24 protein-coding genes and 1 pseudogene are annotated in these 25497 nt (G+C 63.2%); 18 read left to right on the top strand and 7 right to left on the bottom strand.

Translation table 11 applies throughout. The features are described 5' to 3' along the window. The first annotated feature begins 125 nt into the window (after nucleotides 1–125). The gene (locus C7A17_RS16500; RefSeq protein WP_106739039.1) at nucleotides 126–521 is read left to right on the top strand and encodes a phosphatidylethanolamine N-methyltransferase family domain-containing protein; all 396 of its coding nucleotides are present in this window, start codon (nucleotides 126–128) and stop codon (nucleotides 519–521) included. Between the two features lie 282 nt (nucleotides 522–803). Here C7A17_RS16500 and C7A17_RS16495 read toward each other — a convergent pair whose 3' ends face one another. The 3 genes from C7A17_RS16495 to aptA all read right to left on the bottom strand — a co-directional run bounded on the left by C7A17_RS16495 (nucleotide 804) and on the right by aptA (nucleotide 4085). Continuing rightward, complete coding sequence (locus tag C7A17_RS16495) at nucleotides 804–2300, bottom strand: CoA-acylating methylmalonate-semialdehyde dehydrogenase (protein WP_106739038.1); 1497 nt, start codon at nucleotides 2298–2300, stop codon at nucleotides 804–806. A gap of 145 nt (nucleotides 2301–2445) precedes the next feature. Beyond that, on the bottom strand, nucleotides 2446–2739 hold the full coding sequence (locus tag C7A17_RS16490; protein WP_106739037.1) for a cupin domain-containing protein: 294 nt from the start codon (nucleotides 2737–2739) through the stop codon (nucleotides 2446–2448). Next, a complete protein-coding gene (aptA, locus tag C7A17_RS16485) occupies nucleotides 2739–4085 on the bottom strand; it encodes an omega-aminotransferase AptA (protein WP_106739036.1) in 1347 nt (448 codons plus the stop codon). The genes C7A17_RS16490 and aptA overlap by 1 nt, the downstream gene beginning before the upstream one ends. Nucleotides 4086–4274: 189 nt before the next feature. On the opposite strand from aptA, the gene C7A17_RS16480 reads away from it, so the two are divergent. The 8 genes from C7A17_RS16480 to C7A17_RS16445 all read left to right on the top strand — a co-directional run bounded on the left by C7A17_RS16480 (nucleotide 4275) and on the right by C7A17_RS16445 (nucleotide 13303). Continuing rightward, nucleotides 4275–5192 carry a LysR family transcriptional regulator gene (locus C7A17_RS16480; protein ID WP_106739035.1) on the top strand — a complete coding sequence of 306 codons (918 nt, stop codon included), beginning with the start codon at nucleotides 4275–4277 and terminating at the stop codon, nucleotides 5190–5192. Nucleotides 5193–5451: 259 nt separating this feature from the next. Further along, the gene (locus tag C7A17_RS16475) at nucleotides 5452–7449 is read left to right on the top strand and encodes a methyl-accepting chemotaxis protein (protein ID WP_106739034.1); all 1998 of its coding nucleotides are present in this window, start codon (nucleotides 5452–5454) and stop codon (nucleotides 7447–7449) included. Nucleotides 7450–7603: 154 nt separating this feature from the next. Then, nucleotides 7604–8266 (top strand): TetR/AcrR family transcriptional regulator, encoded by a 663-nt coding sequence (locus C7A17_RS16470; RefSeq protein ID WP_106739033.1) that lies wholly within the window; start codon nucleotides 7604–7606, stop codon nucleotides 8264–8266. Next, on the top strand, nucleotides 8266–8850 hold the full coding sequence (locus tag C7A17_RS16465) for an IMPACT family protein (protein ID WP_106739032.1): 585 nt from the start codon (nucleotides 8266–8268) through the stop codon (nucleotides 8848–8850). The genes C7A17_RS16470 and C7A17_RS16465 overlap by 1 nt, the downstream gene beginning before the upstream one ends. Next, a complete protein-coding gene (locus C7A17_RS16460) occupies nucleotides 8847–9416 on the top strand; it encodes a DUF922 domain-containing protein (RefSeq protein WP_106739031.1) in 570 nt (189 codons plus the stop codon). The genes C7A17_RS16465 and C7A17_RS16460 overlap by 4 nt, the downstream gene beginning before the upstream one ends. Before the next feature lie 222 nt (nucleotides 9417–9638). Continuing rightward, nucleotides 9639–11186: an ABC transporter ATP-binding protein gene (locus C7A17_RS16455; RefSeq protein WP_106739030.1), complete on the top strand. Its 1548-nt coding sequence runs from the start codon at nucleotides 9639–9641 to the stop codon at nucleotides 11184–11186. Nucleotides 11187–11197: 11 nt separating this feature from the next. Next, nucleotides 11198–12295: an ABC transporter permease gene (locus C7A17_RS16450; RefSeq protein ID WP_106739029.1), complete on the top strand. Its 1098-nt coding sequence runs from the start codon at nucleotides 11198–11200 to the stop codon at nucleotides 12293–12295. Nucleotides 12296–12376: 81 nt separating this feature from the next. Then, nucleotides 12377–13303 (top strand): ABC transporter permease, encoded by a 927-nt coding sequence (locus tag C7A17_RS16445; protein ID WP_106739028.1) that lies wholly within the window; start codon nucleotides 12377–12379, stop codon nucleotides 13301–13303. Nucleotides 13304–13321: 18 nt separating this feature from the next. On the opposite strand, the pseudogene C7A17_RS27340 reads toward C7A17_RS16445, so the two are convergent. Continuing rightward, a pseudogene (locus C7A17_RS27340) lies at nucleotides 13322–13699 on the bottom strand (REP-associated tyrosine transposase); the annotation flags it as partial. 110 nt (nucleotides 13700–13809) lie between these two features. After that, nucleotides 13810–14226, bottom strand: a complete 417-nt coding sequence (locus C7A17_RS16435) for a hypothetical protein (protein ID WP_106739027.1) — start codon at nucleotides 14224–14226, stop codon at nucleotides 13810–13812. Between the two features lie 82 nt (nucleotides 14227–14308). On the opposite strand from C7A17_RS16435, the gene C7A17_RS16430 reads away from it, so the two are divergent. The 8 genes from C7A17_RS16430 to C7A17_RS16395 all read left to right on the top strand — a co-directional run bounded on the left by C7A17_RS16430 (nucleotide 14309) and on the right by C7A17_RS16395 (nucleotide 23503). Beyond that, nucleotides 14309–14659, top strand: coding sequence for a MerR family transcriptional regulator (locus C7A17_RS16430; RefSeq protein WP_106739026.1), 351 nt, complete (start codon nucleotides 14309–14311; stop codon nucleotides 14657–14659). A gap of 132 nt (nucleotides 14660–14791) precedes the next feature. Beyond that, on the top strand, nucleotides 14792–16147 hold the full coding sequence (locus C7A17_RS16425; protein ID WP_106739025.1) for an 8-oxoguanine deaminase: 1356 nt from the start codon (nucleotides 14792–14794) through the stop codon (nucleotides 16145–16147). A 255-nt stretch (nucleotides 16148–16402) separates the two neighbouring features. After that, nucleotides 16403–17485 carry a BMP family ABC transporter substrate-binding protein gene (locus tag C7A17_RS16420; RefSeq protein WP_106739024.1) on the top strand — a complete coding sequence of 361 codons (1083 nt, stop codon included), beginning with the start codon at nucleotides 16403–16405 and terminating at the stop codon, nucleotides 17483–17485. Between the two features lie 199 nt (nucleotides 17486–17684). Beyond that, the gene (locus C7A17_RS16415) at nucleotides 17685–18650 is read left to right on the top strand and encodes a 2-oxoglutarate and iron-dependent oxygenase domain-containing protein (RefSeq protein ID WP_106739023.1); all 966 of its coding nucleotides are present in this window, start codon (nucleotides 17685–17687) and stop codon (nucleotides 18648–18650) included. A gap of 219 nt (nucleotides 18651–18869) precedes the next feature. Further along, a complete protein-coding gene (locus C7A17_RS16410) occupies nucleotides 18870–19886 on the top strand; it encodes a class I SAM-dependent rRNA methyltransferase (protein WP_106739022.1) in 1017 nt (338 codons plus the stop codon). Between the two features lie 101 nt (nucleotides 19887–19987). Next, nucleotides 19988–22882, top strand: coding sequence for a DUF748 domain-containing protein (locus C7A17_RS16405; protein WP_106739021.1), 2895 nt, complete (start codon nucleotides 19988–19990; stop codon nucleotides 22880–22882). Further along, nucleotides 22879–23187, top strand: a complete 309-nt coding sequence (locus tag C7A17_RS16400) for a DUF2845 domain-containing protein (RefSeq protein ID WP_106739020.1) — start codon at nucleotides 22879–22881, stop codon at nucleotides 23185–23187. The genes C7A17_RS16405 and C7A17_RS16400 overlap by 4 nt, the downstream gene beginning before the upstream one ends. A 13-nt stretch (nucleotides 23188–23200) precedes the next feature. Continuing rightward, on the top strand, nucleotides 23201–23503 hold the full coding sequence (locus C7A17_RS16395) for a DUF2845 domain-containing protein (RefSeq protein ID WP_106739019.1): 303 nt from the start codon (nucleotides 23201–23203) through the stop codon (nucleotides 23501–23503). Between the two features lie 184 nt (nucleotides 23504–23687). Here C7A17_RS16395 and C7A17_RS16390 read toward each other — a convergent pair whose 3' ends face one another. Further along, nucleotides 23688–23885, bottom strand: coding sequence for a CsbD family protein (locus C7A17_RS16390; RefSeq protein WP_074916313.1), 198 nt, complete (start codon nucleotides 23883–23885; stop codon nucleotides 23688–23690). Nucleotides 23886–23941: 56 nt separating this feature from the next. Beyond that, nucleotides 23942–24295 carry a BON domain-containing protein gene (locus C7A17_RS16385; RefSeq protein WP_017675327.1) on the bottom strand — a complete coding sequence of 118 codons (354 nt, stop codon included), beginning with the start codon at nucleotides 24293–24295 and terminating at the stop codon, nucleotides 23942–23944. A 520-nt stretch (nucleotides 24296–24815) separates the two neighbouring features. Here C7A17_RS16385 and C7A17_RS16380 point away from each other — a divergent pair. Continuing rightward, nucleotides 24816–25445, top strand: a complete 630-nt coding sequence (locus C7A17_RS16380; RefSeq protein ID WP_106739018.1) for a TetR/AcrR family transcriptional regulator — start codon at nucleotides 24816–24818, stop codon at nucleotides 25443–25445. Nucleotides 25446–25497: the final 52 nt, after the last annotated feature.

Genomic DNA, 25497 nt, shown 5'->3' with positions numbered 1-25497 from the left:
ACGGACTTTCGCTTTATCGCTGCACAAGGGCCCAGCTCTTTAGGGGAAATTCGACACCCCATAATGGCCATAAGCCTTTATAGTACGCGGCCCTTTTTAGCACTCACGACAAGGATGTAATCCGGATGTCTTCCTTCAAGTCCGCCGCCATGCTGGCAGCCGCGCTCATCGTCAGCGGTTGCTCCACTGCCACCTGGGTCAAGCTCCCCAGCGAGAGCACCCTCATCGTCAACGAGCGCCCGGCGCTTCACAAAGAAGGCCTGGTCAAGACTCGCCCATTTTCGTGGGGCGCAGCAGGCGGCGTGCCTTATCGGCTGGAGGACAAGCAAGCTCATGTCATCCAGAGTGGCCGCCTGAAGACACGTTTCCGCGTCGCCTCGATTTTCTGGCCTCCGGTCGGCATCGCTTACTGGCCGATGGGCTTCGGCCAGCGCTGCTATGACTTGACTGGCCCGCAGCCGCAAACCTGTACCTATCAGGATCTGGTCGACCTGCGCAGGAACCACCGGCTGTCCCGCTAACGAAAGGGAAGCCGATAGCTGATGATGTCGATCAGGTAGCACTCGATGCCTGCGCGCACGGTGTACGCCGATAGCAGATGCGCCGACATCGGTGCGCACAGCGCACCCTACGTATTGATCGCCTGGAGCATCACTGACGGGCAATAGGTTGGTGACGCTTAGTCCGTATCAGCCAATACGCAGCACACCCCGCTCTCAACATATGCGCTGGAGCGGTGATCTGGCAGCCCAACGAAAAAGGCCGGTCTCACGACCGGCCTTTCGTTAAACGCTTCGCCTCACTCAACCATTGCTGGGGAAGGCGAACTGCGCGGCCTCGTGGCTCTTGCGCGCCGGCCAGCGTTGGGTGATGGCCTTCTTGCGAGTGTAGAAACGCACGCCATCCGGGCCGTAGGCATGCAGGTCGCCGAACAGCGAGCGCTTCCAGCCGCCGAAGCTGTGGTAGCTCACCGGTACCGGCAGCGGTACGTTGACACCGACCATGCCCACTTCGATCTCGTCGCAGAACAGGCGCGCCGCTTCACCGTCACGGGTGAAGATGCAGGTGCCGTTGCCGTACTCGTGGTCGTTGATCAGTTGCATGGCCTCTTCCAGGCTGCCGACGCGGACGATGCACAGCACCGGACCGAAGATTTCGTCGGTGTAGATGGTCATCTCCGGGGTCACCTGGTCGAACAGGGTGCCGCCGACGAAGAAGCCGTTCTCGTTGCCAGCGACCACCAGATCACGGCCATCGACCACCAGCTTGGCGCCCTGCTCGACACCGGCGTCGATGTAACCCTTGACCTTGTCACGCGCAGCAGCGGTGACCAGTGGGCCCATGTCCAGGCCGCAGGAAGTGCCGGCACCGATCTTCAGTGCCTTGATCTGCGGAACGATCTTGTCGACCAGCGCGTCGGCGATCTGGTCGCCCACGCACACGGCCACGGAGATGGCCATGCAGCGTTCGCCGCAGGAGCCATAGGCCGCGCCCATCAGCGCGCTGACAGCGTTGTCCAGATCGGCATCGGGCATCAGCACGGCGTGGTTCTTGGCGCCGCCCAGAGCCTGTACGCGCTTGCCGCGCTTGGTGCCTTCGCTATAGATGTACTCGGCAATCGGCGTGGAACCGACGAAGCTCAGGGCCTTGACCTCGGGCGCTTCGATCAACGCGTCGACCGCGTCCTTGTCGCCGTTGACCACGTTCAACACGCCCTTGGGCAGACCAGCCTGGTTCAGCAGCTCGGCGATGAACAGGGTAGAACTCGGGTCACGCTCGGATGGCTTGAGGATGAAGCAGTTGCCGCAGACGATGGCCAGCGGATACATCCACAACGGCACCATGGCCGGGAAGTTGAACGGGGTGATGCCGGCAACCACGCCGACCGGCTGCAGGTCGGTCCAGGCGTCGATGTTCGGGCCGACGTTGCGGCTGTATTCGCCCTTGAGGATTTCCGGAGCGGCGCAGGCGAACTCGACATTCTCGATACCGCGCTTGAGCTCGCCAACGGCGTCTTCGATGGTCTTGCCATGCTCGGCACTGATCAGTGCGGCGATTTCATTCTCGTTCTGCTCCAGCAGTTGTTTGAAGCGGAACATGATCTGCGCGCGTTTGGCCGGCGGGGTGTTGCGCCAGGCCGGGTAGGCAGCCTTGGCAGCGTCGATGGCCAGTTGCATGGTAGCGCGGTCGGCCAGACCGACCTGGGTGGTGGAATCACCGGTGGACGGGTTGTACACCGGGGCGGTGCGGCCGCTACCGGCAACCAGTTCGCCGTTGATCAGATGCTTGATTGTGCTCATGGTTATTCTCTGCTCGCTGGAACGGAAAGGGGTTGGCGGGACGCTCCCGCAGCGGCGCCTGAGCGCCAGATTGTCATTGGGGGCCACGGCAGTGCCGACTGTAACGCCGGCGCTGCAGTCAGCGCCTGCGCGCGTGCCCGCACGGTCATGAAGCTTTCAGCTCGATTTCGATGAAGGCCACTTCGTGCGCGCACGGGTTGATCACATTGTGCTCGGTACCGATCTGCCGCGTGTAGCTCTGACCGAGCACCAGTGGTGCACGCCGCTCGCCCTCGGGCGTCTCCAACAGCAACTCACCGTTGGTGACCGGTACCACGACATATTCCATGCCGTGGCGATGCCAGCCGGTCTCGGCACCGGGGGCGAAGCGCCACTCGGTGACGATGACCTTGTCGGTGTCGAGCTGAACCGTGGCGACGGCCTTCGCGCGCTCGCTCATCAGGCGATCCCGTTGAGGGCGTCGCCGACGGCGTTGAATACGCGGTCAAGGTCTTCGATCTTGGCGTTAAAGGTTGGGCCGAACTGCAAGGTGTCGCCACCGAAGCGCACGTAGAAACCAGCCTTCCACAGCGCCATGCCGGCCTCGAACGGACGGATCACGGCGTCGCCGTCACGCGGGGCGATCTGCAATGCGCCAGCCAAACCGCAGTTGCGGATGTCGATCACGTGCTTGGCGCCCTTCAGGCCATGCAGGGCGTTCTCGAACTTCGGCGCCAGCTCGGCGGCCTGCTGGATCAGGTTCTCGCGCTTGAGCAGCTCCAGAGTCGCCAGACCGGCGGCGCAGGCCACCGGGTGTGCCGAGTAGGTGTAGCCGTGGGTGAACTCAATCATGTGCTCCGGCGACGGCTGCTGCATGAAGGTGTTGTAGATCTCGCTGCTGGCGATCACCGCGCCCAACGGGATGGCGCCGTTGGTGATCTGCTTGGCGACGTTCATCAGATCCGGGGTGACGCCGAAGTACTCCGCGCCACTCCATTTGCCCATGCGGCCGAAACCGGTGATCACTTCGTCGAAGATCAGCAGGATGTTGTGCTGCGTGCAGATCTCGCGCAGGCGTTGCAGGTAGCCCACCGGCGGCACGATGGCACCGGCCGAACCGGACATCGGCTCGACGATCACCGCAGCGATATTGGAAGCGTCGTGCAGCTCGATCAGCTTGAGCAGTTCGTTGGCCAGTTCCACGCCGCCGGTCTCGGCCATGCCCTTGGTGAAGGCCATGCCCGGTTGCAGGGTGTGCGGCAGGTGGTCGGCGTCCATCAGTTGGCCGTACATCTTGCGGTTGCCGCCAATGCCGCCCAGTGCAGTGCCGGCGATGTTGACGCCGTGGTAGCCACGGGCACGACCGATGAAACGGGTCTTGGAGGCCTGGCCTTTCAGGCGCCAGTAGGCCTTGGCCATCTTCACCGCGGTGTCGGCGCACTCGGAGCCCGAGCCGGTGAAGAACACGTGGTTGAGTTCGCCCGGCATCAGGTCGGCGACCTGCTCGGCCAGCTTGAACGACAGCGCATGGCCGTACTGGAAGCCCGGCGAGTAATCGAGGGTGCCGAGTTGCTTGGCCACGGCCTCCTGGATTTCCTTGCGCGAGTGACCGGCGCCGCAGGTCCACAGACCGGACAAGCTGTCGTAGACCTTGCGGCCCTGATCGTCGACCAACCAGCTGCCTTCGGCACCGACGAGCAGACGCGGGTCACGCTGAAAGTTGCGGTTGGCGGAGAACGGCATCCAGTGCGCATCCAGCTTGAGCTGGCTGGCCAGGGACGGGGTTGCGGTCTGCGGCATGTTCATCGGAGTGGCCTCGGCAGTGGCGGCATGATCGGGAACAGCGTGGGAGGGCTTTAGCCGCGAAAATCGACAGCAATCGCGGCTGAAGCCGCTCCTACGAAGGAAGTGAATCAGTTGCCAGCAAAGGTGCCACGGGCATAGAGTCAGTAAAACAACACTCTTCTTATCTTCAGTTCAAGGCCTACTAAACAAATGAGCAGCCGCCGCCCCGATCCGCTGGCCCAAGTCAGCGACTTTGAAATCCGCCTGCTCAAGCTGTTTCGCAGCGTAGTGGAATGCGGTGGTTTTTCCGCCGCGGAAAGCGCCCTTGGCATCGGCCGCTCGGCCATCAGCCAGCAGATGAGCGACCTCGAACAACGCCTCGGCCTGCGCCTGTGCCAACGTGGACGCGCCGGCTTCGCCCTGACCGAGGAAGGCCGCGAGGTGTACCAGAGCACCCTGCAATTGCTCAGCGCGCTGGAGAGCTTTCGCACCGAGGTCAACGGTCTGCACCGTCACCTGCGCGGCGAACTGAACATCGGCCTGACCGACAACCTGGTGACCATCCCGCACATGCGCATCACCAATGCCCTGGCGCGCCTCAAGGAGCAAGGGCCGGACGTGCGCATCCACATCCGCATGACGCCCCCCTCGGAAGTGGAACAGGGCGTGCTCGACGGGCGCCTGCATATCGGCGTGGTGCCGCAGGTGGGCGCCCTCTCCGGCCTGGAATACCAGGCGCTGTACGACGAGCGCTCGCTGCTCTACTGCGCCGTCGGCCACCCGCTGTTCTACGTCGATGACCAGCAGTTGGAGGACGAACGGCTCAACGCCCAGGAGGCCATCGCCCCGACCTTCCGCGTGCCACCCGAAGTGCAGAGCCATTACCAGGCGCTCAACTGCACGGCCAGCGCCTCGGATCGTGAAGGCATGGCCTTCCTCATCCTCACCGGGCGTTACATTGGTTACCTTCCGGATCACTATGCCCAGGCCTGGGTACAGCAGGGACGCCTGCGTGCACTCAAGGCCAGCAGTCGCTACTACGACATCAACCTGGCAGCGGTGACACGCAAGGGACGGCGTGCACACCTGGTGCTGGAAAGTTTTCTCGACGCGCTGGCAGAGGCCTGATTCACGCACCAGCGCAGTGCACCAAGCACCAGAGCCGGGCACGTCACTCGACACGCCGCCTTATCAGGCTTGCAGACGTTGTGCAGCGGCCCGATCCAGATCGCGACAGCATCTAGCTATTGATGTCAGCTTCACGTCGCCATATAAATGACGGCAAGTTTCTTGCTGGCAAAACGCCAGAGAGGCTCGCACCTCCGTCATTTTCCGCTGCCTTGGCCGTACGCTTGGCTGTCGTAACTCCTGGTTTTCGAGGCTTAAGATGTTCTTCTTCAAACCGGTTCTGACGTTGATGAACCGCGCGCGCTACGCCCACAAGTTCCTGCTGATCTTCACCGTGTTCATGCTGCCCTATTGCTGGCTATCGCTCAGCAAGCTGGCCGATGTGAACGCGACCCTGGAGCAGTCTCGCCATGAGCTGCACGGCCTGCAGACCATCGAGCAGTATCTGCCGGTGTATCGCCAGGCCCTGGAGCAGGCCGGCATGCACGTGATCGGTTATGCACGCAACAAGGATGACGCCAAGCAGGAAATCGAGCGCCGCAGCCAGGCGCTGGTGAACAGCATCGGTGGGCTCAATGCCTGGCTCGATGGCAGCCAGTTCGCCGACATGAAACTGGCCGAAACCGACCCCGGCTACGCCGTGGACAAGAAGTTGTCGGTGCAGGGCCTGAGCTCGCAGATGATCGAGCACGCCAGTTCGGTACACGACCTGAGCGCCAACATGCGCGAGATCGCGGCCGTCTCCAAGCTGAGCCAGGACAGCAACCCGCGCATCTACCGCAACGTGGATCTGCTGCTCAACCAGATGCTGCCGTTGTACGAGACACTCAACCAGACCCGTGCCTACGCCAGCTACATGACCGCCTACGGCTTCCTCGAGTCCTCGTCGCGCCCGGCCATCGTCAACCAGCTCAGCACCCTGCAGCGCTACGCCGATGGCATCGAGGCCAAGGGCAACGCCGAAGCCCAGCAACTGATGAGCGAAGCGGCGCGCAGCGGCGCCGAACAGTACAAGCGCGAGATCATCGACACCTACACGCAGAGTGGCTACTTCGACCAGAACGCGGTGGAGCAGTGGCTGCAACGCTATGAATCCTACGCGCCGCAGGTCGTCGAACTGGACAAGGCCAGCAGCCTGCTGCTGGCGGAAACCGCCGGGCTGCTGCAGGCCCGCGCCGACGCCAACCTGCGCGAGCTGGTGCTATGGGCCGGCACCCTGCTGCTGGTGGTGATGGTGCTGGTGTACCTGTTCGTCGGTTTCTACCTGTCGGTGCGCGGCGCCATCCGCGACCTGACCGGCGCCACCCGGCGCATGGCCGAGGGTGACCTGCGCCAGCGCGTACAGACTGACGCGCGCGACGAGCTGGGCGACCTGGCCCAGGATTTCAACGAAATGCAGACGCGCATGAGCGAGCTGATCGCGCAGGTCGCGCGCTTCTCCGAGACGACCCTGGACAAAGCGCAGAGCGTCAGCGACAGCGCCTCCACCAGCCAGCGCAGCGTCGAGCGCCAGGCCAACGAACTGGAACTGATCGCCACCTCGATGAGCGAACTGGTCAGCAACGTCCAGGAGGTCAGCCAGAACTCGCACGTGACCGCCGACAAAGCCAACACTGCCGGCGAGAAGTGCCGTGAAGGCCGCGTGCAGGTCGATCATGCGGTGTCGCGCATCAACCAGCTGTTCAGCGAGATGGACGACTCCATCGGCGCCATCACCTCGGTAGAGAAGGAAAGCGAGGAGATCGCCAAGGCCGTCGACCTGATCAAGAGCGTCGCCGAACAGACCAACCTGCTCGCGCTCAATGCCGCCATCGAGGCCGCACGCGCTGGCGAACAGGGTCGGGGCTTCGCCGTTGTGGCTGATGAGGTGCGCAGCCTGGCGATCCGCTCCCATGAGCTGACCGGCGAGATCGACCAGACCATCGCCCGCCTGCGCCAGCAGGTCGGCAGCGCGGTGAAGACCATTCGCGGCAGCCACCAGAGCGCGGCGCAGAGCGTCGAGCAGATCACCCTGACGGCGAGCATCTTCGAGCAGATCACCGGCAGCATGGATCAGATCATCGACCACAACATCCAGATCGCCTCGGCCGCCGAGCAGCAGGCTGCGGTGGTTCAGGGTGTCGAACAGAACACTCTGGAGATCAAGAGCCTCAGCGACAGCAATGCCCACGAAGCGCAGAGTACGGTGAACGTCAGCGACGAGCTGACCGGCATGACCCGCAACCTGCACGGTCTGATCGCCAACTTCAAGGTGTGACCGACGCGCCCGTGGGCAACCGCTGCCCACGGGCGCCGATGCAGCGTGACAGGCCCGACTCAAACGGGCTTTTTCACGCCCTGACGCTTGTCACCCGGCCAAGGCTGGGGTATCTGTGCAAACGCTCCGCTCCCAGATCAGTCCGGAATCGCCCATGACCTTCGAAGTCCCCGCCCACAGCGCCCACGGCAAGCCTGCCGGGCGCATTCGCCAGAAGAACGAAGAAGCCATCATCAAGGCTGCCGAGGAAGAGTTCGCCCGACACGGCTTCAAGGGCACCAGCATGAACACCATTGCGCAGAACGTCGGCCTGCCCAAGGCCAACCTGCACTATTACTTCAACAACAAGCTGGGCCTGTATCTGGCGGTGCTGAGCAACATCCTCGAACTCTGGGACAGTACCTTCAACAACCTCACGGTCGACGACGACCCGGCCAAGGCGCTGGAGCGCTACATCCGCGCCAAGATGGAGTTCTCCCGACGCCAGCCGAAGGCCTCGCGCATCTTCGCCATGGAAGTGATCAGCGGTGGCGACTGCCTGTCGCAGTACTTCAACCAGAACTACCTGGACTGGTTCCGCGGCCGCGCCGCCGTGTTCGAAGGTTGGGTCGCTGCTGGCAAGATGGATCCGGTCGACCCGATGCACCTGATCTTCCTGCTGTGGAGCAGCACCCAACATTACGCCGACTTCGCTTCGCAGATCTGCCGCGTGAAGCAGAGCTCGCGCCTGACCAAGCAGGACTTCGAGGAAGCCGCCGACCAACTGGTGCAGATCATCCTCAAGGGCTGCGGCCTGACGCCTGCCGCCAAAGCCTGATGGCGTTCACCCTGCTAGGCCCTTGCGAATACCGCGAGGACATTCGCAAGAGCCGCTTCATCGCCCTCGCCGCGCCAATTGCCTGCGCAGCCGAAGCGCAAGCCTTCATCGACAGCCACAGCGACCCGGCTGCCTCGCACAACTGCTGGGCGTGGAAGGTTGGAAACCAGTACCGCTTCAACGACGACGGTGAACCGGGCGGCACGGCAGGGCGACCGATCCTCGCCGCCATCGAAGGGCAGGACTGCGATCAGGTCGTGGTGCTGGTGATCCGCTGGTACGGCGGCATCCAGCTCGGCACCGGCGGCCTGGCCCGCGCGTACGGTGGCAGCGCAGCGAAATGCCTGCAGGCCGGTGAGCGGCGTGAACTGGTGCTGCGCCAGGCCTTCAGCTGCCACCTGCAGTTCGCTGAACTGCCACTGTTCAAGGCGCGCCTGAACGAGTTCGACAGCCTGATCGAAGGTGAAGACTACGACGCCACGGGCGCACAGCTGCAACTGGCCGTCGCACCAGCCGAGCGTACGGCCCTTGAGCGATTGCTGGGCGATATCAGCCGGGGCCGCGAACGTCTGAGGGCACCATGAAACGGACGGCCATTGCACTCCTGCCGTTGTTGCTGTGGCTGGCGCTACCGGCGCAGGCCGATGTGCAGGAACGCCTACAGGAACAGTACTACGATCTGCAGGTGGCTGCCGGCGAGTCCCTCAGCCGCGCCCTCGACCAGGCCTCGCCGATTCACGAGAACGGCCAGGTCTTCCACGCCTACACGCGCTGGAAGGTGCAGTGGAATTTCTGGTGGCGCGAACAACGCGATGGCCGCTGCCAGATCGATCTCACCCGCACCCAGTTGAACGCCAGCATCACCCTGCCCCGCCTCGGCGGCGGTGATGCACAGCAACGTCAGCGCTTCGAGCGGTATCTGGGCGCACTGCGCGAACATGAGCTGGGCCACTACCGCATCGGTCAGGCCGCCGCTGCCGAGATCGACACGGCCCTGCTGCAGACGCCGGAATACCCCAGTTGCGCCGAGTTGCAGCAGCAGGCCAACCAGCGCGCCAATGCCATCCTGCAGCGCTACGCCGAGCAGGAGCGGCAGTACGACCAGCAGACCGGTCACGGCCGCAGTCAGGGCGCCTGGTTGCAGGATTGAGCCTTTCCCACGGATCGCCCGTAGGGTGCGCCATGCACACCGACACCACCTGCCATAGGCGCTCGAATGCGGTGCGCGCGGTGCACCCTACGGGGTGACTCGCACCAATCCCGCGCATGGATCAAATCGGGCGACAGGCGCGAATAGGCTCGCCTGGATTTTCTGACCTCCTGGCCAGGTTTTTGCTTTAGCCCCGCTCAGTTATTGCCATGAGCGTTTCCCATGTCCGCCTCACCCGAATCCCCTCGCCTGCAGCTGAAGGCCATCAGCAAGCAATATCCCGGCTGCCTGGCCAACGACCGTATCGACCTGGCCATCGCCCCCGGGGAGATTCGCGCCCTGCTGGGTGAAAACGGTGCCGGCAAGAGCACGCTGATGAAGATCATCTACGGCGTGATTCAGCCCAGCAGCGGCGAAATCCGCTGGCAGGGTGAGCCGCTTACGATGCGCGACCCGGCCATGGCGCGCCGGCTGGGCATCGGCATGGTGTTCCAGCATTTCTCTCTGTTCGAGACCTTGAGCGTCGCCGAGAACATCGCCCTGGCCATGGGCGCAGAGGCCGGCACACCGAAGCAGTTGGAGCCGAAGATTCGCGAGGTGTCGCAACGCTACGGCATGGCGCTGGAGCCGACCCGCCTGGTGCACAGCCTGTCCATCGGCGAACGGCAGCGTGTGGAAATCGTGCGCTGCCTGATGCAGGACATCAAACTGCTGATCCTCGACGAACCCACCTCGGTGCTCACCCCGCAGGAGGCTGACGAGCTGTTCGTCACCCTGCGCCGCCTGGCCGCCGAGGGCTGTAGCATCCTGTTTATCAGCCACAAGCTCGGCGAGGTGCGCGCGCTGTGCCAGAGCGCCACGGTGCTGCGTGGCGGGCGGGTGTCCGGCCATTGCGTGCCGGCCGAATGCTCCGACCTGGAGCTCGCGCGGTTGATGGTCGGCGACGCCGAGGGCCTGGAAAGCAGTTACCCGAAAGTCAGCGGCGGCCTGCCACGCCTGCGTGTCGATGACCTCAGCTGGCACAACCCCGATCCCTTCGGCTGCTCGCTGGAACGTATTCGTCTGGAAGTACGCAGTGGCGAGATCGTCGGCATCGCCGGGGTGGCCGGCAATGGCCAGGACGAGTTGCTCGCCCTGCTCAGCGGCGAAACCCGCCTAGCCCGTGGCGAACGCGAGCGGGTCAGCCTGGATGCTGCGCCAGTGGCCAATCTGCATCCCGATGCGCGGCGCCAGCTGGGCCTGGCTTTCGTGCCCGCCGAGCGCCTCGGCCATGGCGCCGTGCCGGAGATGAGCCTGGTGGACAACGCCCTGCTCACCGCCTTCGGCCAGGGTCTGGTCAAGGGCGGCCTGGTGCAGCGCGGCAAGGTGCGCGCAATGGCCGAGCAGATCATCCAGCGCTTCGCGGTGAAGACGCCGGATGCCGACACCGCTGCACGCAGCCTGTCCGGCGGCAATCTGCAGAAATTCATCCTGGGCCGAGAAATCCTGCAGAACCCGAAACTGCTGGTGGCCGCGCACCCGACCTGGGGCGTGGACGTCGGCGCAGCTGCCGCCATCCACCGTGCGCTGATCGCCCTGCGCGATGCCGGCGCAGCGATCCTGGTGATCTCCGAAGACCTCGACGAGCTGTTCCAGATCAGCGACCGCATCGGCGCGCTGTGCAGCGGGCGCCTGTCGCCGCTGGCCGAGACGGCGCAGGTGTCCACCGTGGAAGTCGGCCGCTGGATGGCCGGTGAGTTCGACCAACCCGCCGCCGCTGCGGCTTGCTGACGGAGCCCGTCATGCTGTTATCCCTGGAACCGCGCGGCCAAGAGTCACGCCCCATGCTCTGGCTGTCGCCGCTGCTGGCTGCCGTCCTGACGCTGGTGAGCGGCATGCTGCTGTTCACCCTGCTCGGCCATGACCCGCTGGAAACCCTGCACACCCTGCTGATCGCCCCGGTCAGCGACTGGTACGGCGTGTCCGAACTGCTGGTCAAGGCACTGCCGATCCTACTCTGCGCCCTGGGCCTGGCAGTGGCCTACCAGGCGCGTATCTGGAACATCGGCGCCGAAGGCCAACTGCTGATCGGCGCCCTGGCCGGCAGCGCCATGGCCCTGCAACTGATCGACTGGGAAAGCCGCTGGGCGCTGGCCTGGGTGGTGCTGGCCGGCACCGGCGCGGGCGCGGCCTGGGCCGGGCTGACCGCCTGGCTGCGCACGCACTTCAACGCCAACGAAATTCTCACCAGCATCATGCTCAACTACATCGCGCTGAACCTGCTGCTGTTCTTCGTGCATGGGCCGCTGAAAGACCCGGCCGGTTTCAACTTCCCCGAATCGGCGATGTTCGGCGATGCCAGCCGCCTGCCGCTGGTCAGCGAGGACGGGCGCCTGCACGGCGGCCTGTACCTGGCGCTGTTGGCCCTGGTGGCGGTGTGGGTGCTGCTGCACAAGAGCTTTCTTGGTTTTCAGATCAAGGTGCTGGGCCTGGACAGCCGCGCCGCAGGTTTCGTCGGCTTTCGCGAGAAACGCCTGGTGTGGTTCGCCCTGCTGGTTAGCGGCGCCCTGGCCGGTCTGGCCGGCGTTGGCGAAGTGGCCGGGCCGATTGGCCAACTGGTGCCGCAGGTATCGCCTGGCTACGGCTATGCCGCGATCACAGTGGCCTTTCTCGGCCGCCTCAATCCGCTCGGCATCGTCGCCGCCAGCCTGCTGATGGCCCTGCTCTACCTGGGCGGCGAGAACGCGCAGATGAACCTCAATCTGCCGCAGGCGATCACCCAGCTGTTCCAGGGCATGATGCTGTTCTACCTGCTGGCCTGCGACGTGCTGATCCTCTACCGGCCACGGCTGAAGTGGAAATGGGCGAAGCGCGAGCGCCTCGCTGAAGCGACCACCTGACTGTGGGAGGGGCTTTAGCCGCAACAGAAGCTCGCCGCTGAAGCGCCTCCCACGAAGAGTATGACTGCAAAGGCAAATCCCATGGATCTCGATCTGTTGACCAATATCTTCTACGCCATGGTGCGCACCGGCACGCCGCTACTGCTGGTGGCTCTGGGCGAGCTGGTGTGCGAGAAGAGCGGCGTGCTCAACCTCGGCCAGGAGGGCATGATGCTGTTCGGCGCGGTGATCGGCTTTATCGTCGCCTTCAGCACCGGCAGCCTGTGGCTGGGCGTGTTGCTGGCCATCGTCGCCGGCATGCTGCTGTCGCTGCTGTTCGCCGCCGTGGCGCTGGGCTTCAACGCCAACCAGGTGGCCACCGGCCTGGCCCTGACCATCTTCGGCGTCGGCCTGTCCACCTTCGTCGGCGCCGCCTGGGTCGGCAAGCCGCTATCCGGTTTCGAGCCCATCGTGATTCCGATGCTGTCTGACATCCCGCTGATCGGGCGCATGCTGTTCGCCCAGGACGTGCTGATCTACCTGTCCTTCGCCCTGTTCGCGCTGGTGGCCTGGGCGCTGCTGAAGAGCCGTATCGGCCTGATCATCCAGGCCGTTGGCGAGAACCCGGACGCCGCCAGCGCCATGGGCCTGCCGGTGCTGCGCGTGCGCACCCTGGCGGTGCTGTTCGGCGGCGCCATGGCCGGCCTGGCGGGCGGTTACCTGTCGCTGGCCTACACGCCGATGTGGGCAGAGAACATGACCGCCGGCCGTGGCTGGATCGCCCTGGCGCTGGTGGTGTTCGCCAGTTGGCGGGTGCTGCGTGTTCTCCTCGGTGCCTACCTGTTCGGCCTGGCCAGCATCCTCCATCTGGTGGCGCAGGGCATCGGCCTGTCGATCCCGTCGAACCTGCTGGCCATGCTGCCCTATGTGGCCACCATCGTGGTGCTGGTGCTGCTCTCGCGCGATGCGATCAAGACCCGGCTGTATGCGCCGGTATCGTTGGGCCAGCCTTGGCAGCCGGGGCATTGATGCGCCCATGAATCGCGCGACAGCCCGTAAATCCTCTTCCTGACGCAAAGCCCGATCATGGAAGCCGTGCTGCCACAACGGGCCTGTTCGCGACAACCGCTGGTTGATCCGCCGTGAGCTACGGCCTTTGATCCGGCGCATCAGCTCATTCAAGGTGGCGCTCTCCAGCTGCACCAACCAATGCAGATGATCAGGCATCACCACCCACGCCAATGAGTGCACCAGACCGACCTCATGAGCTTCGCGAAGCTCGGCGACCAATAGACGCCCGAGAGCGAAATCCTGAAGAAGCGCTTCGCGGTCATGCAGTACGGCCGTCAGCAAATAGACCCGACCAGTTTCGGAATAACGTCCACGGCGTAGTGCTCCTGCATGTGGTTTGTCTGAACGAAGCATTCCTTTGCCTCCTGATCGTGATTGGTTCTGTATAGCAGTTGATCGCGGCTGAAGCCGCTCCTACAGGAGCTGCATAGTTCGTTGTAGGAACGGCTGGGCGGCATTCCGCTTCAGCCGCGAAAAGCTTGTTGCGACGATCTAACCGGCCACAACTGCGCCACGCCCCAGGCCAGTTCGAAGACCAGGAAGATCGCGATCAGTGGCGTTGCGCCGTGCATCAGCGCGTAAATCTGCCAGGTGGAGAACAGCAGGCGACCAGCCGCGTCATAACGGCCGAACACCGCTTGCGGATCGCGGATACGCAGCACCGACCAGACGCAGATGATCGAGCCCATCAGGTTGCCCAACAGCATGTGCATCGGTTCGAAGGCCGGCAGTGCGCCGGGCAGGCCGAGGCCGTGGTGCAGGCTTTGCAGCAGGCCGTGCAGCGCCATGAAACTCCAGGGCGTGGCAAAAGGGGCGGCCACCAGCAGGTCGTACCAGCCACTGGCTCGTACCAGGCGACGATAGTGTTCGGGGGTCCACATAGGTGTTGCTCCAGTCATTGAAGGAGCCCCCAGGCTAAGGCCTGGAGTATGCTCCAAGGTCAACCCCCAACCGAGTGAAAAGATGCGAATCGGAGAACTGGCCGAAGCCTGCGAAGTGAGCCGCGACACCCTGCGCTTCTACGAGCAACGTGGGCTGATCGCCGCGCGGCGCAATGCCAACGGCTACCGTGACTATCCCGCCGAGATGGTGCAACTGGTCACCTACATCAAGACCGCACAGCGCCTGGGTTTCAGCCTCGGCGAGATCAGCCAGCATGTCGGCGGCCTGTGGCAGACCAGCGACCCGGATCAGTCCGTGACCCAATTGCTGCAAGACAAGCTGGCGCTGATCGAAAATCGCATCGACGAGTTGCAGCAACTGAGAAACGAACTGCTGCAGCGCCTGGCCACCACTTGCCCGCTGCGCGCCTGACGTCCGCATCCGATTGTCTGCCGGGCAGAAGTTCAGCTATCGTCACCTCGCGTCATTTCTGACGAACCTGGATCAGCAGACAGGGTCAACACTGAGCTGGCTTACCTGAAATCAACCTCAGAGGAGCCACTCATGGCTGCTACTCGACTCTGGATCAAGAAACCTCTCGCCGTTTTCACCGCCAACCACCACGACGCCTCTGGTGGCCTGGTGATCGAAGATGGCCGCATCGTCGAACTGCTCGGTGCCGACCAGCAACCCGCTCAACCCTGTCAGCAGACGTTCGATGCCCGCGCGCATGTGCTGCTGCCGGGCCTGATCAACACCCACCATCACTTCTACCAGACCCTCACCCGTGCCTGGGCGCCGGTGGTCAACCAGCCGCTGTTCCCCTGGTTGAAGACGCTGTATCCGGTATGGGCGCGGCTGACGCCGGAAAAACTGGCGCTGGCCAGCAAGGTGGCGTTGGCCGAACTGCTGCTGTCCGGCTGCACCACCGCTGCCGATCATCATTACCTGTTCCCCGGCGGGCTGGAACAGGCCATCGATGTGCAGGTGGACGCGGTGCGCGAGCTGGGCATGCGCGCCATGCTCAGTCGTGGCTCGATGAGCCTCGGCGAGGCCGATGGCGGCCTGCCACCGCAGCACACGGTGCAGAGCGGCGAGGCGATCCTGGCCGACAGCCAGCGCCTGATCGAGCGCTACCATGAGCGCGGCGATGGCGCGCAGATCCAGATCGCCCTGGCCCCCTGCTCGCCCTTCTCGGTAACCCGCGACATCATGCGCGCCAGCGCCGAAATGGCCGAGCAATTGGACGTACGCCTGCACACCCACCTGGCCGAAACCCTCGATGAAGAGGACTACTGCCTGCGTCAGTTCGGCCTGCGCACCGTGGACTATCTGGAAAGCGTCGGCTGGCTCGGCCCGCGCACCTGGCTGGCGCATGGCATTCACTTCAATGCCGAGGAAATCGCCCGCCTTGGTGCCGCCGGTACCGGTATCTGCCATTGCCCTTGCTCGAACATGCGCCTGGCCTCGGGCATATGCCCCGTACATGACCTGGAGGCAGCCGGTGCACCGGTCGGCCTGGGCGTCGACGGTTCGGCCTCCAACGATGCCTCGAACATGATCCTCGAAGCACGCCAGGCGCTGTATATCCAACGCCTGCGCTACGGTGCCGAGGCGATCACGCCCGAACGCGCGCTGGGCTGGGCCACCCGTGGCTCGGCACGCTTGCTCGGACGCCGCGATGTCGGCGAACTGGCCGTTGGCAAACAGGCTGACCTGGCGTTGTTCAAACTGGATGACCTACGTTTCTCCGGCAGCCACGATCCACTCTCCGCGTTGCTGTTGTGCGCTGCAGATCGTGCCGATCGGGTGATGATCGGCGGCAATTGGCGAGTAGTCGACGGGCAGATCGAGGGGCTGGACGTCACGCAACTGATCGCCGATCACAGCCAGGCGGCGAGGCAATTGGTAAGCGGCTGACGCCATGCCGTGGGGCGCGCCATGTGTATCGAGCAACTGCCGGTGCGCACGGCGCACCCTACGGTTTGCAGCAAGCCACTCGCACCACAACGCAGCATCTGCACGCCCGTCGCACCAATAGCGTTCCACACCATTCTCTGCCCTTGCTCACAAAGGCTTTCGCCACGGCTATCTGTCTTGTTGGTCAGCTTTTTGCAGTCATGGGATCAGCCAACCAACGGCCATCCCGACATCAAGACTGGAGCTCCACCCACCATGTTCGAGAAGAGCAAGAAACCGCTGCTGCGCACCCTCGTTGCCGCCCTGGGTTTTGGCGCCATGCTCAGCGCCTCCGCCGCCGATCCGCTGAAGGTCGGCTTCGTCTATATCGGCCCCATCGGCGATCACGGCTGGACCTACCAGCATGAGCAGGGCCGGCAGATGCTGATCAAGGAACTGGGTGACAAGGTCACCACCAGCTACGTGGAAAACGTGCCGGAAGGCGCAGACGCCGAACGCGTTATCCGCAACATGGCCAAGAGCGGTTTCGACCTGATCTTCACCACCTCCTTCGGCTACATGAACCCGACGATCAAGGTGGCCAAGCAATTCCCCAAGGTGACCTTCGAGCACGCCACCGGCTACAAGCAGGACAAGAACGTCGGCACCTACCTGTCGCGCTCCTATGAGGGGCGCTACGTCGGCGGCTTCCTTGCCGCGAAAATGACCAAGACCAAGAAGGTCGGCTACATCGCCTCCTTCCCGATCCCCGAGGTGATCCGCGACATCAACGCCATCCAGCTGGCCCTGGACAAATACAACCCGGGCACCGAGATCAAGGTGGTATGGGTCAACACCTGGTTCGATCCGGGCAAGGAATCCGACGCCGCCAACGCGCTGATCGACCAGGGCGTGGACGTGATGTTCCAGCACACCGACAGCCCGGCGCCGATCCAGACCGCCGAGCGTCGCGGCATCTACTCCGTCGGCTACGCCTCGGACATGGCGCATTTCGGGCCGAAGGCCGTGCTCACCTCCATCGTCAACGACTGGGGCCCGCACTACGTGAAATCAGCCCAGGCGGTGATCGATGGCCACTGGCAACCGCAGGACTTCTGGGGCGGTCTGGCCGAGGACACCATCGAGTTGCCGATCAGCGACCTGGTGCCGGCTGACGTGAAGAGCGAGGCCGAGCAGATCATCGCCGACATTCGCAGCGGCAAGTTCCACCCCTTCACCGGCCCGATCAAGGATCAGAGTGGCGCAGTACGCATCGCCGACGGCGTGAGCGCGACCAATGCCGAACTGGCCTCGATGAACTACTACGTGGAAAACGTGAAGGCCGAAATGCCGAAGTAAGCGCATAGCCTCGCGGCTGAAACGCAATACCGCCCAACCGCTCCTAGCTCCGTGGGAGCGGCTTCAGCCGCGATGATCAAGAAATCACCGATGCCGTCCCTGCTACCGGCAGAACCGCATCAAGGGGATCTCATCCGAGGTCTCTTTCCGCTGCCCTGGGTACGAGAAGACTCGCAGCACCGCCCACCCGAGGCTCAACATGAACGCACTACCCATCATCGATATCACCCCTTTGTACTGTGACGACGAATCCGCCTGGCCCGCCGTGGCCGAACGGATCGACCGCGCCTGCCGCGAATGGGGTTTCTTCTACATCGTCGGCCACCCGATAAGCAGCGAACGTATCGACACCCTGCTCGGCGCAGCGAAGCGCTTCTTCGCCCTGCCTGCCGAGGAAAAGCTCAAGATCGACATCACCCAGACCACCCACCATCGCGGCTACGGCGCCATCGCCACCGAACAGCTCGACCCGAGCAGACCGAGCGACCTGAAGGAAACCTTCGACATGGGTTTCCACATGCCCGCCGATCACCCCGAGGTACTGGCCGGCAAGCCGCTACGCGGCCCCAACCGCCACCCGGACATGCCCGGCTGGGCTGCCCTGATGGAGCAGCACTACGCCGACATGCAGGCACTGGCCACCACCTTGCTGCGGGCCATGGCGCTGGCCCTGGATATCGAACCGGAGTTCTTCGACAAATGCTTCCATGAGCCGATCAGCGTACTGCGCATGATTCACTACCCGCCGCGCCAGACCGCCAGCAGCGCCGAGCAGCAAGGCGCCGGGGCGCACACCGACTACGGCTGCATCACCCTGCTCTACCAGGACGAAGCCGGCGGCCTGCAAGTACGCCCGCGCCATGGCGACTGGATCGACGCGCCACCGATTGCCGGCAGCTTCGTGGTCAATATCGGCGACATGATGGCGCGTTGGAGCAACGACCGTTACACCTCCACACCGCACCGGGTGATCAGTCCAGTGGGGGTGGATCGCTACTCCATGCCGTTCTTCGCCGAACCGCATCCGGACACCCTGATCGACTGTTTGCCGAACTGTTCCAGCGCCGACAACCCGCCAAAATATTCGCCGGTGACCAGCGCCGAGTACCTGCTGTCGCGTTTCGCCGACACCTATGCCTACCGGCGTGAAGAACAGAGCGCCTGACCGCATCGCTCGCCAGCAATCGCATGAAGTTCTTTACCTCCCTCAGGGAATGACAGGGCTCTTGTAGGAGCGGATTTATCCGCGAAATTCGCGATGAAATCGCGAATAAATTCGCTCCTACACCGTTCATTCGATTGTCCTGCCAGGAGCCCCGGAAACCAAAAAGGCGCGGCAGCTTTCCTGATAAACTGCCGCCCTCCCCATTCCGAGATGCCGCGCATGCCTGCTCTTGACCAGGCGCTGCGCGCCGCCCTCGACGCCCGCGAAAACCTGCTGGGCGAACTGCACGCGCAAGGCACCGACTGCTATCGCCTGTTCCATGGCAGCCAGGAAGGTGCCCCGGGCCTGACCGTCGACCGCTACGGCCCGCAACTGCTGGTGCAGAGTTTTCACCAGCCGCTGGAGGCTGATGCCCTGCAAAGCCTCGCGACCATTGTCGAGCAGCGCCTCGGCCAGCCCCTGTTGCTGGTCTACAACGACCGCTCGCAACGTAACTCACGCATCGACCGCAATCCTCACGCGTTCGAAGCCGAAGAGGCGGCGCTGGCGGATCTGATCGGGCACGAATGGGGCCTGAACTACCGGGTACGCGGTCGCCACACCGGGCAGGATCCATTGCTGTTTCTCGACCTGCGCAACGCCCGCGGCTGGGTCAAGGCCAACAGCGCCGGTAAATCCGTACTCAACCTGTTCGCCTATACCTGCGGCGTCGGCCTGTGCGCGGCAGCCGGCGGCGCGAGCGAAGTGACCAACCTGGACTTCGCTCAGAGCAACCTCGCCGTAGGCCGCGAGAATGGCCAGCTCAATCCACAACTGCCAGCCATGCAGTTCATCCAGTCCGATTACTTCCCCGCCATCCGCCAAATGGCCGGCCTACCGATCAACAGCCGCCGCGGACAGAAGCTGCCGAACTACCCACGCCTGCAAGCTCGTCAGTTCGACCTGGTGTTCCTCGACCCGCCCGCCTGGGCCAAGAGCGCGTTCGGTACCGTCGACCTGCTGCGCGACTACCAGAGCCTGCTCAAGCCGGCGCTGCTGGCCACTGCCGATGGTGGTGCGCTGGTGTGCTGCAACAACCTGGCGAAAGTGGTGATGGAAGACTGGCGCGAACAGGTGCTGCGCTGCGCGGAAAAACTCGGCAGACCCGCGCGCGACTGCCAGGTGCTGGCGCCCGCTGTGGACTTCCCCTCCCATGACGCCAGGCCGCCGCTGAAGACGCTGATCCTGCAGTTTTGAGCCCGCTGCGAAAATAATTGCGCCCCACCACGCACGACCGGAACCGAACTGGCGTGCCATACTCCAAGTCATCCCTTCGTCTGGATAGATGACGCCAAGCCATGCCCAAAGGACTGAAGCGCGCGCTGAGCGCACTGTTGATCGCCCTCTTTCTCTACAGCCTGATCGGCTTCCTGATTCTGCCAGGCATCGCCCTGCGCATCGCCAACCAGCAACTGGCGCAGTACGCCACCGTGCCAGCATCGCTGCAGCGCCTGCAGCTCAATCCCTTCAGTCTGGAGCTGAACCTGTGGGGCCTGCGCATCGGCGAAGCGGGCCAGGAGCATCTGGCGTTCGAGCGCCTCTATGCCAACCTGCAAAGCGACAGCCTGTGGAGCGGTGCGCTGCACCTGGCCGCAGTCGAGCTGCAAGGTGCGCGCACCGCCGTGCTGTTCGACAAGGACGGCACACTGAACCTCACCCAATTGTTCCGCCTGCCGGAAAGTACCGAGGAAAAACAACCGAGCAGCGGCGATCCCTTCCCACTGCGCATCGACACCATCGTCCTGCAGGAAAACGCCCTGCGCTTCCAGGATCTGCGCCCGAGCGAGCCGGTGGAGTTCGCCTACGACGCCCTCGATCTGAAACTGCACAACCTCAGCACCCTGCCCGAAGACAACGCCGAGATGACCCTCACGGCCAGTGGCCCGAATGGCGCGAAGATCGACTGGCAGGGTCAGGTCAGCCTGACACCGATCACCTCCAGTGGCAGCCTGAAGATCAGCGACGGGCGTCTGAGTACCTTCTGGCCCTACGTGCGTGACGCCGTGCCCTTGGTGCTCAAGGAAGGTGTGGTCGATCTCAGCAGCGATTACCGCCTCGACCTTTCCAAAGGCACCGAACTGCAACTGAGCAAGGTCGCCATCCACCTTGCCCCCTTTGCCATCGATGATCCGGACGGTAAACCGCTGGTACGCCTGCAACAACTCGATGTCACCGATACCAGCCTGGATCTGGCCAAGCAGCAGGTGGTGGTTGGCCAGGTGCGCAGCCAAGGCCTGGAAGCCTGGGCCGCCCGCGAGGCCGATGGCCAGCTGGATTGGCAGAAGCTGTTTGCCGGCAAACCACGACCAGCGAGCGAAGCCGCACCCGAAGCGCAAGCGTCAACCGAGACCGAAACCGAGAGCAAACCCTGGCAGGTGCTGCTACAGGACGTGCAGCTACGCGACTACAAGGCCCATCTGGCCGACCGCGTACCCAAGGAGAATGTGGCGCTGGAGGTCGGCCCGCTGAATCTCGACCTGAAGGATTTCGACAGCCTTGGCGACAAGCCCTTCAACCTCAAGCTGGATACCGGCCTGGGCAAACAGGGCAAGCTGCAGGCCGCAGGCGACGTGCAACTGGCCCCAACCACGGCTCGGCTCAAGGTCATCACCCAGGATATCGACCTGCGCCTGGCTCAGGCCTACCTCAGCCCCTTTATCCGCCTGGAACTGCGCAGCGGCCTGCTCGGCAGCGACCTCGACGTGCAGCTCAAGAGCACCGAACCCTTGGCGCTGAGCGTGACCGGCAGTGCCAAGGTCGATCAGTTGCATACCCTCGACACCCTGCGCGAGCGTGACTTCCTGCGCTGGAAGCAGGTGCGCGTCAACGGTCTCGACTATCGCCATGGCGACAGCCTGGCCATCGAGCGGGTCGAGCTGGATCAGCCCTACACCCGCTTCGTGATCAACGAAAACCTCACCACCAACGTCAGCGACCTGATCGTGCCGCAACCCGCCACTGCCAGCTCGGCTCAGCAGGACGCCGGCAAGCCGCTGGCAATCCGTATCGGCGGTGTAACCATCAACGACGGCTCGGCCAACTTCGCCGACTTCAGCCTGACCCCCAGCTTCGCCACGGCCATTCAGCAGATGAACGGCCGCATCGGCACGCTCGACAATCAGAAGCCGCAGGCCGCCAGTGTCGACATCAAGGGCAAGGTGGATCGCTACGCACCGATGAGCATCAAGGGCCAACTCACCCCCTTCGATCCACTCAACAGCCTGGATATCGCCACCAGCTTCAAGAACGTCGAGCTGACCACCATCACCCCCTACTCCGGCAAGTTCGCCGGCTATCGCATCCGCAAGGGCCGCCTCAATCTCGACCTGCACTACCGCATCGAGAAAGGCCAGCTCAACGCCGAGAACAAGGTGCTGGTGGAAAACCTGCAACTGGGCGAACGGGTCGACAGTCCCGACGCCGTGGATCTGCCAATACGTCTGGCAGTTGCCCTGCTCAAGGACACCCAGGGCAACATCGCCCTCGAACTGCCGGTACAGGGCGACCTGAACAACCCGCAATTCAGCGTCATGCCCATCGTCTGGCAAACCCTGCGCAACCTGGTGCTGCGTGCAGCACAGGCGCCGTTCAAGTTCATCGCCGGGCTGGTCGGCGGCAGCGATGTCGACCTCAGCACCGTCCCGTTCAGCGCGGGTTCGGCGGAACTGGAAGACGACGCCCGCCAGGCGCTCAATACCCTGGCCAAGGCGCTGCAGGAGCGACCCAACCTGCGCCTGGAGGTGGAAGGCCAGAGCGCGCAAGCCAGCGACGGCCCACTGCTGGCCGAACAACGCCTGCAACGCGAATTCCGTGAGGGCTGGTACAAGGTGCTGCAACGTCGCGGCGACAAGGTACCGGCCAGCCCGGATGAACTGACGGTCGATGAGGATGAGCAGGCAGCCCTGCTCGAAGGCATCTATCGCACCCGTTTGAAACAGCAGCCGCCCGCCGAGTGGGCCGAGCTCGACGCAGAACAGCGTACGCAGAACATGCGCCAGGCCGTGCTGGACTCCTGGGCCCAGAGCAAGCTGTTACTGCGCCAGTTAGCCCAGCAACGCGCTGCAACGATCAAGGACTATCTGGTGGAACAGGGTGGGTTGTACGATGAACGCGTCTACCTGATTGATGTCAACCTGGCTGAGCCCGAGCCCAATGGACGGGTGCTCACCGCCCTGCATCTGGATAGTCAATGATCATGCGCAGCTTGCCTTTCATCACGTTTGCCGCCCTGTTCACCTGCCTGATCAGCGCTACCGCGCAGGCCGATACCATGCGTTGCGGTAGCGCTCTGGTCAGCCTCGGCGACCGTCCATTCGAAGTCGAACGCAAATGTGGCGCGCCAGTGCATCGCGATCCGATCGGCTACACCCTGGGCTCCTACGACCGCCGCGAATACATGATCGAAGAATGGGTGTACGGCCCGAGCAACGGCATGCTCAGCATCCTGCGTTTCGAGGGCAACCGTCTGATCGCCATCGAACGCCGTCGCGAACGCTGAGCCGGAGACTCTCATGCACAAACTCGGATATCTGCTCGTCATGCTGTGCCTGCCGCTTGCCGCCGAGGCCTCCTCCACCTATCGCTGTGGCAGCGCCCTGGTCAGCAAGACCGCGCCCAGTGCAGAAGTGCTGAGCAAGTGTGGCGAACCCGCCAGCCGTGACTTCATCGGTTACAAGGAAGTCGTCGATACCTACGGCTTTCGCAATGAAGTGAGCGTCGAGGAATGGGTCTATGGGCCGAAAAGCGGTATGTACCACTTCCTGCGCTTCGAAGGTGGACGCCTGATCGAGATCCGCAGCAAACGCGGCAGCTGACACCAGCCCGACAGAGAGTGCCGCACACCTGCGCCTCCTCTGACAATCCCGCCACAAGCAAAAGCCCCATCGGTCACACCGCTGGGGCTTTTTAGCATCCATGCCTATCGCTATCCGTGCTGATACGACATCCGTGCCTGCAGCTATCCGTGCTTGTGCGGCATCCGTACCAGGCTATCCATACTTAGAGCTTGTCGCTGAAATCGCGCAGCTCTTGCTGGGCCTTTTCCTTGGTCCAGCCGTAACGCTCTTGTAGCTTGCCGGCCAGGTACTCACTGTGGCCTTCGGCGACGTCCAGGTCGTCATCGGTCAGGTTGCCCCAGCGCTCCTTGATGCGACCGCTGAGCTGCTTCCATTTGCCTTTGATGATGTCGCTATTCATGGTCATTCTCCCAGTGATAGGGGATGGGCCGGGCCTGAACCCGGCCGGCACGGTTATCAGTCAGCCGTTTTCAGGGCATCGGCGGAGACGTCACGTACGCCTTCGATTTCCTTGGTCTTGGCGATAGCCAGATCACGTTCGGCGTCGGTCGCTACCACACCGGACAGGGAAACCACGCCTTGGTTGGTCTCGACCTTGATGTCCAGAGCGCTGAGGTTCGAGTCAGCAACGAAGGTGGACTTCACCTTGCTGGTGATCCAGGTGTCGGATACAGCCTGCTCGGCTTTATCCACAGTGTCATTGGCTGCCAACATGGTCGGCTCGGCGGCAAAAGCTGCAGACGCCAGAGACATGCTCAGTACGGCAGCGGTCAGGGTGGTAGCGGCAAAACGGTTGATTGGCTGTTTCATGGTTCGACTCCTGTACATTCCAGACAATCTGCAAACCAACTCCTGGCTGCAGGTTCACCAGTACTATCGCAAGCGCTGTGCCAGTTTCTTAAAACAAAATAAAACCTTAAAAAACAATAAGTTATAAAAAACAAAGCATAGCCTTTTGATTGCATTTCGCCGACTTGAAGAAAATAGCTCGGGCAATTTGCATGATCCGCAAGTCATCCAGGGAGCCGAGTCTGATGGACATGCTCCGAAGCGCGATCTCCCGGCTCATGGCACGACCGAGAATGGCTATCCGGCCTCACTTCACCGTGGGCAGATATGAAATAGAGAGGAATGAACGCTCTCGCGCCAAGCCAAACGCCTTGTCTATGCGGGCGCCAAAGCACAGGCCGCCGCCTGAACGGTGCCTGTCTGGACAACGCGTTGCAGGCAATCTCTGTCGATATCCGGGCTCTACGCAATACCCGAGCGCCATAGGCACACGACGGATGTGGCATATTGCCCAGGCGCGACAACCGGTTCCCAAAGCCCCATGGATAAACCCGAGAAAACCAAACCAACTCGCGGCCGCCCACGAACCTTCGACCGCGAAGCCGCACTGGCCAAAGCGACCCACCTGTTCTGGCGCCAGGGCTATGCAGCAACCTCCATCGCCGACCTCACCGCAGCAATGGGCATTGGCTCGCCCAGCCTGTATGCGGCCTTTGGCTCGAAAGAAACGCTCTACGCTGAAGCCATCGACTATTACGGCAAGACCTACGAAGGCCTGGTATGGGCCAATTTCTGCACCGCGCCAACTGCCCGAGAAGCGATAACAGCCCTGCTGGTAGATTCCGCGACTGCGCTTACCGGAAATCTCGTCGAGATTCCTCGCGGCTGCATGGTGGCGCTCTCGTCAGTGGCCAGCGAAGGCCATAGTGAGCTTGGTGAGCATGTGCGCTCGGCCCGTGCAGTGACTTTCGAGCGCATTGAAGCGCGCATCCGCCAAGCCATCGAAACAGGCGAGCTGCCACCTTCGACCGACGCCCATGCTCTCACCCGCTTCGTACAAACTCTGCACAGCGGCATGTCGCTGTTGGCCCGCGATGGCGTCGGCAAGGAGGAACTGACCGCCGTGGCCCTGCTGGCGATGCAGATCTGGGACACCATTGTCACGACTTGAACACCGGCAGCCAGGCATAAAAAAGGGCTCCCGCAGGAGCCCTTCTCATTTC

This window comes from Pseudomonas mendocina, assembly GCF_003008615.1.
Classification (GTDB): Bacteria; Pseudomonadota; Gammaproteobacteria; order Pseudomonadales; family Pseudomonadaceae; genus Aquipseudomonas; species Aquipseudomonas mendocina_C.
The sequence above is the reverse complement of the archived record's forward strand: the minus strand, read 5'-3'. Positions and strand labels throughout refer to the sequence as shown.

Excerpts from the sequence above, each read along its gene's own strand:
- C7A17_RS16420 (WP_106739024.1), top strand. The coding sequence starts at position 16,403 with ATGTTCGAGAAGAGCAAGAAACCGCTGCTGCGCACCCTCGTTGCCGCC.
- C7A17_RS16395 (WP_106739019.1), top strand. The coding sequence starts at position 23,201 with ATGCACAAACTCGGATATCTGCTCGTCATGCTGTGCCTGCCGCTTGCC.
- C7A17_RS16455 (WP_106739030.1), top strand. The coding sequence starts at position 9,639 with ATGTCCGCCTCACCCGAATCCCCTCGCCTGCAGCTGAAGGCCATCAGC.
- C7A17_RS16480 (WP_106739035.1), top strand. The coding sequence starts at position 4,275 with ATGAGCAGCCGCCGCCCCGATCCGCTGGCCCAAGTCAGCGACTTTGAA.
- C7A17_RS16460 (WP_106739031.1), top strand. The coding sequence starts at position 8,847 with ATGAAACGGACGGCCATTGCACTCCTGCCGTTGTTGCTGTGGCTGGCG.
- C7A17_RS16470 (WP_106739033.1), top strand. The coding sequence starts at position 7,604 with ATGACCTTCGAAGTCCCCGCCCACAGCGCCCACGGCAAGCCTGCCGGG.
- aptA (WP_106739036.1), bottom strand. The coding sequence starts at position 4,085 with ATGAACATGCCGCAGACCGCAACCCCGTCCCTGGCCAGCCAGCTCAAG.
- C7A17_RS16465 (WP_106739032.1), top strand. The coding sequence starts at position 8,266 with ATGGCGTTCACCCTGCTAGGCCCTTGCGAATACCGCGAGGACATTCGC.
- C7A17_RS16490 (WP_106739037.1), bottom strand. The coding sequence starts at position 2,739 with ATGAGCGAGCGCGCGAAGGCCGTCGCCACGGTTCAGCTCGACACCGAC.
- C7A17_RS16400 (WP_106739020.1), top strand. The coding sequence starts at position 22,879 with ATGATCATGCGCAGCTTGCCTTTCATCACGTTTGCCGCCCTGTTCACC.
- C7A17_RS16415 (WP_106739023.1), top strand. The coding sequence starts at position 17,685 with ATGAACGCACTACCCATCATCGATATCACCCCTTTGTACTGTGACGAC.
- C7A17_RS16425 (WP_106739025.1), top strand. The coding sequence starts at position 14,792 with ATGGCTGCTACTCGACTCTGGATCAAGAAACCTCTCGCCGTTTTCACC.
- C7A17_RS16445 (WP_106739028.1), top strand. The coding sequence starts at position 12,377 with ATGGATCTCGATCTGTTGACCAATATCTTCTACGCCATGGTGCGCACC.
- C7A17_RS16380 (WP_106739018.1), top strand. The coding sequence starts at position 24,816 with ATGGATAAACCCGAGAAAACCAAACCAACTCGCGGCCGCCCACGAACC.
- C7A17_RS16385 (WP_017675327.1), bottom strand. The coding sequence starts at position 24,295 with ATGAAACAGCCAATCAACCGTTTTGCCGCTACCACCCTGACCGCTGCC.
- C7A17_RS16475 (WP_106739034.1), top strand. The coding sequence starts at position 5,452 with ATGTTCTTCTTCAAACCGGTTCTGACGTTGATGAACCGCGCGCGCTAC.
- C7A17_RS16435 (WP_106739027.1), bottom strand. The coding sequence starts at position 14,226 with ATGTGGACCCCCGAACACTATCGTCGCCTGGTACGAGCCAGTGGCTGG.
- C7A17_RS16410 (WP_106739022.1), top strand. The coding sequence starts at position 18,870 with ATGCCTGCTCTTGACCAGGCGCTGCGCGCCGCCCTCGACGCCCGCGAA.
- C7A17_RS16450 (WP_106739029.1), top strand. The coding sequence starts at position 11,198 with ATGCTGTTATCCCTGGAACCGCGCGGCCAAGAGTCACGCCCCATGCTC.
- C7A17_RS16405 (WP_106739021.1), top strand. The coding sequence starts at position 19,988 with ATGCCCAAAGGACTGAAGCGCGCGCTGAGCGCACTGTTGATCGCCCTC.
- C7A17_RS16430 (WP_106739026.1), top strand. The coding sequence starts at position 14,309 with ATGCGAATCGGAGAACTGGCCGAAGCCTGCGAAGTGAGCCGCGACACC.
- C7A17_RS16500 (WP_106739039.1), top strand. The coding sequence starts at position 126 with ATGTCTTCCTTCAAGTCCGCCGCCATGCTGGCAGCCGCGCTCATCGTC.
- C7A17_RS16495 (WP_106739038.1), bottom strand. The coding sequence starts at position 2,300 with ATGAGCACAATCAAGCATCTGATCAACGGCGAACTGGTTGCCGGTAGC.
- C7A17_RS16390 (WP_074916313.1), bottom strand. The coding sequence starts at position 23,885 with ATGAATAGCGACATCATCAAAGGCAAATGGAAGCAGCTCAGCGGTCGC.